Consider the following 10,066-nt stretch of genomic DNA (forward strand, 5'->3'; position numbering starts at 1 on the left):
TTTATTTACTCAGAAAAAGTTAAACTCTATCTACACCCGGTAAAACTGTCGTTCATTTTTTCACCAAAAGGCGCATTATCATGTCCACCCTCGCACCGCTTCCCGAATCGCCTAAAACCCAGGCTGAGCTGCTTGCTCAGGCGCAGCGTCTGGCGGGCTATTCGTTGGGAGAGCTGGCGGCGATGGCCGGTATCGTGGCGCCGAAGGATTTAAAGCGTGATAAAGGCTGGATTGGCGTACTGCTGGAGATCTGGCTAGGAGCCAGCGCCGGCAGCAAGCCCGAGCAGGATTTTGCTGCGTTGGGGGTGGAGCTGAAAACCATTCCTATCGATGCGCAGGGCCGCCCGCTGGAGACCACCTTCGTCTGCGTCGCGCCGCTGACCGGCAATTCAGGCGTCACCTGGGAGAACAGCCACGTGCGCCACAAGCTCAAACGCGTGCTGTGGATCCCAGTCGAAGGCGATCGTGCTATTCCGCTGGCCGAACGTCGGGTAGGCGCACCGCTGCTATGGACGCCAAGCGCCGAAGAAGAGCATCAGCTGCAGATGGACTGGGAAGAGCTGATGGATCTGATCGTGCTCGGTCAGGTGGAGCGTATTACCGCCCGCCACGGCGAGGTGCTCCAGCTCAGGCCGAAGGCGGCCAACAGTAAAGCGCTGACCGAAGCTATCGGCGCGCAGGGGGAGCCCATCATGACGCTGCCGCGCGGTTTTTATCTCAAAAAGAACTTCACCGCCGCCCTGCTGGCCCGCCATTTTATGTTACGTACTGATTAATTTTTTTGTCCTGCCGCGCTGCGGGCTTATACTCCTCCCTGCTGCACGCAACGTGCTCGCTGGTACGCCTTTGCTCCTTCTCTGGGCGATAGCATTCGTTTCAAAGGATGAGCTGGTGCCAGCGGCGGTTACGGGGAAGCACATCAACGTACATCGATTAACGCTTTTGTTCTATTTGGCAGGACTTATCTAATGTTATTTGCATGGATCACCGATCCCAATGCCTGGCTTGCGCTCGGCACGCTGACGATTCTGGAAATCGTCCTGGGCATCGACAATATTATTTTCCTCTCTCTGGTTGTGGCTAAGCTTCCTACTGCTCAACGTGCTCATGCCCGTCGTCTGGGGTTGATGGGGGCGATGGTGATGCGTCTGGCGCTGCTGGCCTCCATTGCCTGGGTGGTGAAGTTGACCCAGCCGCTGTTTACGCTGTTCGGCCAGGACATTTCGATTCGCGATCTGATTTTACTGGTTGGCGGGCTGTTCCTTATCTGGAAAGCCAGTATGGAGATCCACGAGACTATCGAAGGCGATGAAGAGAGCATGAAAACGAACGTCCATTCGTTTTTGGGCGCCATCATGCAGATTATGATGCTGGATATCATCTTCAGCCTCGACTCGGTTATTACCGCCGTGGGCCTCTCTGACCATCTGTTCATTATGATGGCTGCCGTGGTGATTGCCGTGTGTGTGATGATGTTTGCCGCACGTTCAATTGGCGAGTTCGTCGAACGCCATCCATCGGTGAAGATGCTGGCGCTGTCGTTCCTGATTCTGGTTGGCTTTACGCTGATCCTCGAGAGCTTCGATGTGCATGTGCCAAAAGGCTACATTTACTTTGCGATGTTCTTCTCTATGGCGGTCGAGAGCCTCAATCTGCTGCGAAGCAAGAAAAATCCCCTTTAATCGTTCATCAACAGCCCTCAATTGAGGGCTGCATCCGGTTTTTTTAAGATTTTCCTGCTTTATGCTGTGCCTTAGGTCGGTTATTACTAGACTATTAAGAGTGCGGCGATGAAGGGGATAACGATGACAAAATGGGCAGTGTTGATTTCCGCAGTAGGTTTAGCCTTTGCAGTTTCCGGCTGTAGCAGCGATTACGTGATGGCGACAAAAGACGGTCGGATGATCCTGACCGACGGTAAGCCGGAAGTCGATGACGACACCGGTCTTATCAGCTATGAAGATCAGCAAGGTAATAAAATGCAGATCAACCGCGACGACGTGTCGCAAATTATCAAACGATAATCAGAGAGGTCAGCCGCCTGCTGGCCTTTTTTCATTTTCTGCTTTCCCTTTTTCTCCCCCTCTGCCATTTTTATATTCCTTTGTCGGGACTCTCTCCTGACGCTGTTGATAAAAGGAAGCCGGCTTATGCAGTACCACCGTATCCCCCACAGCTCGCTTGAGATAAGCACCCTCGGGCTGGGCACTATGACGTTTGGTGAACAAAATAGCGAAGCCGACGCCCACGCACAGCTCGATTATGCCGTTAGTCAGGGCATCAATCTTATCGATGTTGCCGAGATGTACCCCGTTCCTCCGCGCCCGGAAACTCAAGGGCTGACCGAGACCTATGTCGGTAACTGGCTGGCGAAGCATGGCAACCGCGAGAAACTGGTGATCGCCTCGAAGGTGAGCGGCCCTTCGCGCAACAACGACAGCGGCATTCGCCCAAATCAGGCGCTGGACCGCAAAAACATTCGCGATGCGCTGCACAACTCGCTGACGCGCCTGCAGACCGATTATCTCGATCTCTACCAGGTACACTGGCCGCAGCGCCCGACTAACTGCTTTGGCAAACTGGGTTATACCTGGGCTGATTCAGCACCGGTCGTGTCGCTGCTGGAGACGCTGGAAGCGCTCACCGAATATCAGCGCGCCGGGAAAATTCGCTATATCGGCGTGTCGAACGAAACGGCGTTTGGCGTGATGCGCTACCTGCATCTGGCGGATAAACACGACCTGCCGCGCATCGTGACCATCCAGAACCCGTACAGCCTGGTGAACCGCAGCTACGAAGTGGCGCTGGCAGAAGTGAGCCAGTTTGAAGGCGTTGAGCTACTGGCTTACTCCTGTCTGGCCTTCGGAACGCTCACCGGTAAATACCTGAACGGCGCGAAGCCTGCGGGCGCACGTAATACGCTGTTTAGCCGCTTCACGCGCTACAGCGGCGAGCAGACGCAGAAAGCCGTAGCGGCGTATGTCGATATCGCCAAACGTCATAACCTCGACCCGGCACAAATGGCGCTGGCGTTCGTTCGCCGTCAGCCATTCGTGGCCAGCACGCTGTTAGGCGCGACGACGATGGAGCAGTTGAAAACCAACGTTGAAAGTCTGCATCTGGAGCTAAGTGCGGAAGTGTTGGCGGAGATTGAAGCGGTGCATCAGGTTTATACCTACCCGGCACCTTAAGTTCGAGCAGTCCCAGGGCGCTTGCGCTCGCCCGGGCTACATTGATAGTGGTAGCCCGGCCAAGCGTAAGCGCCGCCGGGTTTACATCAACGGCGCTTCCCCCACAGCCACAGCGCGAGAATCGCCAGCGCAAACAACACGCCAAAACCAATCCCCACGCCGACCACCGGAATATTAACCGCCACCGCCAATGAATAGAGCCCCAGCATAATCAGCATGGCGCTGTTTTCACCGAGATTTTGTACCGCGATCGCATTGCCGGAACCCACGGTCTTTTTACCGCGATCCTGCAGCAGCGCATTGAGCGGCACCACGAAGAAACCGCCGCAGATACCGATGATAAACAGCAGCACGTAAGCTGGCAGCAGCGCATGCTGGAACGCGAAAATAGCGACAACCACGCCAATCAACACCCCGGCAGGCATACAGCGTGCCACGGTCTCAAGCGTCACCAGTTTTGCCGCCGCCCCCGCGCCAACCACAATCCCGACGGCGACCATCGCGTTCAGATAGGTTGGCGTCGCGTTATCGGTAATCCCCAATGCCACCGGTACCCACAGTACCAACAGGAAACGCAGCGTCACCCCAGCCCCCCAGAACATGCTGGTGCCGAGCAGAGAAAAGCGCGTTTCGCCGTTGTGCCACAGCACGTTGCAGGCATTAAAAAAGCTGTGGGTCATTGGACGAAAACGCCAGGATTGCCCCGGACGCGCCGCAGGCAGTTTCGGAATAAAGAGGTTGGCCGCCACCGCGACGCCGTACACCACCGCACAAAGCACCAACGCCCCTACCACGCTCCAGTCGGCCACTACGCCACCGGCGACGGAGCCAATCAGAATGGCGGCAATGGTCGAGGCTTCCATTAAACCGTTGGCTTTCACCAGCTTATCGCCGGTAGTAATTTCACCGAGAATGCCGTACTTCGCCGGAGAGTAAGATGCCGCGCCAATGCCCACCAGCGTATAGCCGATAAACGGGTTCAGGCCCGCGCAAATCGTCGCCGCACCGACAAGCTTCAGGCCGTTGGCGAACATCATCACCCGGCCTTTACCGAAGCTGTCCGCCACCTGGCCGACAAACGGGGCAAAGATGATGTAAGCGCCCACAAACACCATCTGCAGAACCGGTTGGCTCCACTCCGGGTAGAACTGCTGCTTCATCAACGCCAGCACGGCAAACAGCAGCGCGTTATCGCCGAACGCCGAAAAGAACTGGGCCACAATCACTGCCATCATACCTTTCGACAGCAGGGAGTTGTTAGTGTGTACTGACTCACTCATTCGGATGTTCCGTCTCTGCGACCATGCTCTTAAGGGTGACGAAATCCGGTTTACCGCTGCCAAGCAGCGGCAGCTGTTTGAGCCAGCGAATATCTCGCGGCACCGCCAGCTCCGGTACGCCGTGGGCCCGCGCATACTGCAGCAGTTTGTCGCGGGTGAGTTCATTATCGGTGGTAAACAGCACCAGCGCTTCGCCTTTGCTGGCGTCGGTTTTCACTGAGGTGGCATGCATCTTCTCAGGGGATACCCCAAGCGCCAGTTGCTCAACGATTTCCAGCGATACCATTTCGCCGGCAATTTTGGCAAAACGCTTCGCTCGTCCCTGAATTTGCACAAAGCCCTGCGCATCAAAGGCCACGATATCACCGGTGTCATACCAGCCGGTTTCCAGCTCACCGTGTTGGTTTTCCGCCGTCGGCACTTCCAGCACGCCCGGATTCTCAACGCGCAGATAGCCCGCCATGATGTTCGGCCCCTTCAGCTGCAGGCGGCCGCCCTGTTCAATGCCCGGCACCTCCAGCAAACGTGCATCCATGCCCGGCAGAATACGCCCCACCGTACCCGGCTTCGCCGCCATCGGTACGTTGATGGAGACCACCGGCGCACATTCGGTCACACCGTAACCTTCGAGAATGCGCAGGCCAAATTTGTCCTGCCACAGTGCTTTGGTGCTCTGCTGCAGCTTTTCCGCCCCCGCCACGACATAGCGTAGACGATAGAAATCGTACGGGTTGGCGAAGCGCGCGTAGTTGGCTAAGAAGGTGGAGGTTCCAAACAGCACGGTGCAGTTGCGGTCATAGACCAGCTCCGGCACCACGCGATAGTGCAGCGGGCTTGGGTAGAGGAACACTTCTGCGCCGGTCAACAGCGGTGTGAAGAGCCCCACCGTCAGGCCAAAAGAGTGGAACAGCGGCAGCGCCGACATAAATCGGTCGTTAGCGGTGAAGTCAGCGATGGTTTTAATCTGCTCGACGTTCGCCAGGATACTTTTATGGCTGTGTACCACCCCTTTCGGATGGCCTTCCGAACCGGAGGTAAAGAGGATAATCGCCGGGTCTTCCGGCTTCTGCGGCACCTGAGCGAGGCGCGGCATCAGCACGCGGGAGAAGATCCACAGCTTATCGGTAGTCGTGACATCACCTTTTAAATCTTCAAGGAACACCCAGCGTACCTGGGTGAGCTGCTCGGTCAGGTGCCAGAGTTTGCCTTTATCCAGGAAGGTTCGAGAGGTAAAGATGGTGCCGATCTGTGCGGCGGTAATGGCGCTGGTCAGCCCTTTTACGCCAGCGGTGTAGTTCATCATTGCCGGGATACGCCCACGGGCAATGGCACCAAAAATCACCGCCGCGCTGATGCCCGCGTTCGGCAGCATCAGGCCAATTTTCTCACCCTGCTTACTGTATTTTTCCAGAATACGCGCCACAAACAGCGTTTTGGTCAGCAGCTTGCGGTAGCTATCCGGCTGGAAGTTAATGTCTTCCACGCACGGTTTTTTCTCGCCGTAGCGGTGCATGGCCGTCAGTAAAGATTCATACAGGGTTTCGCGCGGACGTACCGCCATGCGCGCTTCCATCATAATCTGGTGCAGCATTTCACCGGCAATTTTGCGGCGATCGCGCGCGCGCGGCGCTTCCGGCATAGGCAGCGTGGTTGGCGGCAGCAGATGCAGCGAGATACGCGGGAACAGACGCTGCTTTACCAGCCCTTTCAGGCGGCTGAAGTGGGTCAACTCCGCGCCTTCAATGCGCACCGGAATAATCGTCGCCCCGGACTTGGCCGCCACAAAGGCCGCGCCGTCGTAAATCTTCATCAGCGAGCCGGATACTGAAATACGCCCTTCCGGGAAGATCACTACCGGGCGGCCCTGTTCAATCAGGCGCACCAAATGCTTGATGGACATTGGCTTGGTGGGATCTAACGGGACGAAATCGATAATGGGCGTCAGCCACCGCATAAACCATTTTTGCGAAATTGAGGTATAGACGGCAAAAACCGGACGAACGGGGAGAAACAGCGCCAATAATATGCCGTCGAGGAATGAGACGTGGTTTGGCGTAATCAGCACCTTTGGCTGGTTCAGCGCGTCGGTGTTTCCCGTCATCCTGACCCGGAAGAGCACCTTAAAAAGCTGTCGGAAAAAACGCAGAAGCATACAAACTCCTTTTGCCATAGTTTTGTTCATGAAGGTTACACGAGAAAACTGAGGAAAAGCAGTCCGTGGCAGGATCGAGATAAAAAAAAACCTGCGCATCTGCGCAGGTCGGTGTAAGTGATGAAGTACGCAAGGCGTACCATGAAACATTCACCAATCAATACCTCTGGGACCGCTATTGTCGCGCCCTCCCCACTCTGCAACCAGCGGAAAAGCGCAAGAGAGTAAGCGGAAATGAAACGAGGTATTGCGATTGTCGGGAACTGTAACAGGCAGGCGCAAGGCAAAAAAAAACCTGCGCATCTGCGCAGGTTGGTGTAATCAAGTGGTCAACCTTGTGGGGCGACTTCACCTATCAATACCTCTGGGATAATCAGATTAGCAAGTCGCCTAACGCCTTCTCCAGCAGACATTCGCAACAGCGTTTCGCAAAGTGTAAGCAAACGTTTGAATTCTCGCGTTTCGTTGCAGGGCGGGAGTAACTTTTCCACAGAATGTCACGTTTGCATCATCATTGTGCAATTCGCCGTTCCGCCCTCCTTGAATAGCAGGGGAATTTCCGTAACACTGTTATGGTGTAAGCGTTTACCCCCTGAATTTTGATTAAGGCATATTATGGCGACAATTAAAGATGTGGCCCGGCTTGCAGGCGTCTCCGTCGCCACCGTATCCCGTGTCATCAATAACTCCCCAAAAGCCAGCGATGCCTCACGTCAGGCCGTTTTTTCCGCGATGGAGTCACTCAGCTATCACCCTAACGCCAACGCCCGCGCGCTGGCGCAGCAGTCGACCGAAACCGTCGGCCTGGTGGTCGGCGATGTCTCCGACCCGTTCTTCGGCGCGATGGTAAAAGCCGTGGAGCAGGTGGCCTACAACACCGGCAATTTTTTGCTGATCGGTAACGGTTACCACAATGAAACCAAAGAGCGTCAGGCGATTGAGCAGCTTATTCGCCACCGCTGCGCGGCGTTGGTCGTGCATGCCAAGCTAATTCCCGATGCAGAACTGGCCGGGTTAATGAAGCAGATCCCCGGCATGGTGTTAATAAACCGCATTCTGCCCGGCTTTGAGAAGCGCTGCGTGGCGCTGGACGACCGCTACGGTGCCTGGCTTGCCACCCGCCATCTGATTCAGCAGGGCCATACCCGCATCGGCTATATTTGCTCGAACCATACGATTTCGGATGCAGAAGATCGTCTGCAGGGCTACTACGATGCTCTGAAAGAGAGCGGCCTGCCGTGCAATGAGCGGCTGGTCACCTTCGCCGAGCCGGACGAGAGCGGCGGCGAACAGGCGATGACCGAACTGTTAGGCCGCGGTAAGCAGTTTACCGCCGTCGCCTGCTACAACGATTCAATGGCTGCAGGCGCGATGGGCGTGCTCAACGATAACGGTATCGATGTGCCGCAGGAGATTTCGCTGATTGGTTTTGATGATGTGCTGGTTTCCCGCTACGTGCGTCCGCGTCTGACCACCATCCGCTACCCGATTGTCACCATGGCAACCCAGGCGGCGGAGCTAGCGCTGGCGCTGGCGGATAACCGCCCTCTGCCGGATATTACCCACCTATTCAGCCCGACGCTGGTGCGCCGTCATTCGGTGATTGCACCGGGTGAAGAGGTAAGGTCGTAGCGATATAAATGCACGGTGGTGTCCGGATAGTCCAGCGCATCACCGATGTACCGCCAGCCAAAGCGTCCGTAAAAATCCCGGCAGGCGGAATAGAGGAAAAGCTGGTCAAAGCCCTGCTGACGGGCGTAGTCGATGACATACTGCTGAAGTTTCCCCGCCAGCCCACAGCCACGCGCCGATTCCTCTACGTACAGCGCCGCCATCCACGGCCAGAGATCCTGGCGGCTTATCAGGTCGCATCGCCACAGCCCGACCGTGCCGAGCAGCGTATCCCCTTCGGTCGCGATAAACGTTATCGGCAGCGCGGCGGGCGTCTGGCTATGCGCAATAATGCTGGCAAAAAAGTCGCGAGATAGCCCATCACCAAATGCCTCCCAGAGCCAGTCGGTAACCTGTAGGGCATGCTGCGGGGCAGCGTAGAGCGGTTGAATATTCATATCACTGTCTCGTTGTCGGCCATCAGGCATCGTCGATTATGGATTATTCGCTTATGCAAGGTGGATATTCTACCCGGCAGCGCTAAAAAGCGTGATCCCGGTGGTTATTTGCCGCTTTCATAGAGCTTATGCCGCTGAATGTCTGTGATAAACTGCGGAACAAAATGAAGTCTCAGGAAATAATAATGGCAACAATGCTGGATGTCTCAATACGTGCTGGGGTCTCAAAAGCGACGGTTTCTCGCGTGCTGAATGGTACGGGCCAGGTGAAAGAGAGCACGCGTCAGCAGGTTTTCAAAGCAATGGAAGAGTTAGGCTATCGCCCCAACTTCCTGGCACGATCGCTGGCTAACCGCACCAGCAACAGCATTGGCCTTGTGGTTTCCACCTTCGACGGCTTCTACTTTGGTCGACTGCTTCAGCAGGCGTCACGCCAGACGGAAGCCTGGGGCAAGCAGCTGATTGTCACCGACGGTCACGATACCCCGGAGCGCGAAGAACAGGCGGTGCAGATGCTCGCCGACCGTCAGTGCGACGCCATCGTGCTGTACACCCGTCATATGAGCGAAAAGGCGATCATGTCGCTGGTCAACAGCACGCCAATGCCGCTGGTCGTCATCAACCGTGACGTCAGCCAGGCGCGCGAACGCTGCGTCTTCTTCGAACAGCAGGATGCCGCGTTTCAGGCCGTCGAATACCTGATTACTCAGGGTCACCGCGATATTGCCTGTATTACCGTTCCTATCCACACGCCAACCGGTAAAGCGCGTTTACAGGGCTATCGCCGGGCGCTGGAGCAAAACGGTATCAAGTGGGACCCGGCAAAGGTGAAGCACGGTGATTCCACCATGAACTGCGGCTATGACATGTGCAATGCGCTGCTGGAGGAGAAAGTGAAGTTCAGCGCGCTGTTCGCCTGTAACGACGATATGGCGCTCGGTGCGTCAAAAGCGCTGCATCAGGCGGGGCTTAAGATCCCGCAGGATATTTCACTGTTCGGTTTCGATGATGCGCCTAGCGCCAAATGGCTGGAGCCGGGGCTCTCTACCGTCTATCTGCCGATCGATAATATGATCGTTACCGCTATCGATCAGGCGATTAAGCTGGCAAGCGGGGAAGAGATCGAAACGATCCCGCCGTTTACCGGTACGCTGGTATTGCGTGACTCGGTGACGACGGGGCCGTATTACAAATAGTGCCAGTCCCGGGGTCGTTTCACTCGCCCGGGCTACTTTTCACATGTAGCCCGGGCGAGCGCATGTACGACCGGATACATAGGTAACACTTCAGACCGGGAACATAGGTAACACTTTCCTAGTCTATCCGGATAATACTACGGCTTTTCCGGTCATAGTAAGCAAGCGTTATACCGTT

At 56.1% G+C, this 10,066-nt stretch carries 9 protein-coding genes; 6 read left to right on the forward strand and 3 right to left on the reverse strand.

Features of this window, described 5'->3' with window-relative positions; translation table 11 throughout:
• Nucleotides 1–80 precede the first annotated feature (80 nt).
• The 4 genes from mutH (at nucleotide 81) to FHC49_RS13075 (ending at nucleotide 3,191) form a co-directional block, all read left to right on the forward strand.
• Nucleotides 81–776, forward strand: coding sequence for a DNA mismatch repair endonuclease MutH (gene mutH, locus FHC49_RS13060; protein ID WP_185667948.1), 696 nt, complete (start codon nucleotides 81–83; stop codon nucleotides 774–776).
• Nucleotides 777–968: 192 nt separating this feature from the next.
• A complete protein-coding gene (locus FHC49_RS13065; protein ID WP_220439975.1) occupies nucleotides 969–1,682 on the forward strand; it encodes a TerC family protein in 714 nt (237 codons plus the stop codon).
• A 123-nt stretch (nucleotides 1,683–1,805) separates the two neighbouring features.
• A complete protein-coding gene (locus tag FHC49_RS13070; protein ID WP_035893968.1) occupies nucleotides 1,806–2,024 on the forward strand; it encodes a YgdI/YgdR family lipoprotein in 219 nt (72 codons plus the stop codon).
• Between the two features lie 126 nt (nucleotides 2,025–2,150).
• Nucleotides 2,151–3,191: an NADP(H)-dependent aldo-keto reductase gene (locus FHC49_RS13075; RefSeq protein ID WP_185667946.1), complete on the forward strand. Its 1,041-nt coding sequence runs from the start codon at nucleotides 2,151–2,153 to the stop codon at nucleotides 3,189–3,191.
• 86 nt (nucleotides 3,192–3,277) lie between these two features.
• Here the strand turns inward: FHC49_RS13075 and lplT are convergent, their stop codons facing one another.
• On the reverse strand, nucleotides 3,278–4,471 hold the full coding sequence (lplT, locus tag FHC49_RS13080) for a lysophospholipid transporter LplT (RefSeq protein ID WP_185667945.1): 1,194 nt from the start codon (nucleotides 4,469–4,471) through the stop codon (nucleotides 3,278–3,280).
• Nucleotides 4,464–6,623, reverse strand: coding sequence for a bifunctional acyl-ACP--phospholipid O-acyltransferase/long-chain-fatty-acid--ACP ligase (aas, locus tag FHC49_RS13085; RefSeq protein ID WP_220439976.1), 2,160 nt, complete (start codon nucleotides 6,621–6,623; stop codon nucleotides 4,464–4,466). Before aas ends, lplT begins: the two co-directional genes overlap by 8 nt.
• 615 nt (nucleotides 6,624–7,238) lie before the next feature.
• Between aas and galR the strand changes: the two genes are divergently transcribed.
• A complete protein-coding gene (gene galR, locus FHC49_RS13090) occupies nucleotides 7,239–8,255 on the forward strand; it encodes an HTH-type transcriptional regulator GalR (protein WP_185667943.1) in 1,017 nt (338 codons plus the stop codon).
• On the opposite strand, the gene FHC49_RS13095 is transcribed toward galR, so the two are convergent.
• A complete protein-coding gene (locus tag FHC49_RS13095; RefSeq protein WP_220439977.1) occupies nucleotides 8,216–8,692 on the reverse strand; it encodes a GNAT family N-acetyltransferase in 477 nt (158 codons plus the stop codon). The two genes, galR and FHC49_RS13095, sit on opposite strands and share 40 nt — an antisense overlap.
• 194 nt (nucleotides 8,693–8,886) lie before the next feature.
• On the opposite strand from FHC49_RS13095, the gene FHC49_RS13100 reads away from it, so the two are divergent.
• Nucleotides 8,887–9,888 (forward strand): LacI family DNA-binding transcriptional regulator, encoded by a 1,002-nt coding sequence (locus tag FHC49_RS13100; protein ID WP_185668074.1) that lies wholly within the window; start codon nucleotides 8,887–8,889, stop codon nucleotides 9,886–9,888.
• Nucleotides 9,889–10,066: the final 178 nt, after the last annotated feature.

Origin of the sequence: Kluyvera sp. EC_51, from assembly GCF_019584505.1 — a bacterium.
Lineage (GTDB): Bacteria > Pseudomonadota > Gammaproteobacteria > Enterobacterales > Enterobacteriaceae > Kluyvera > Kluyvera sichuanensis.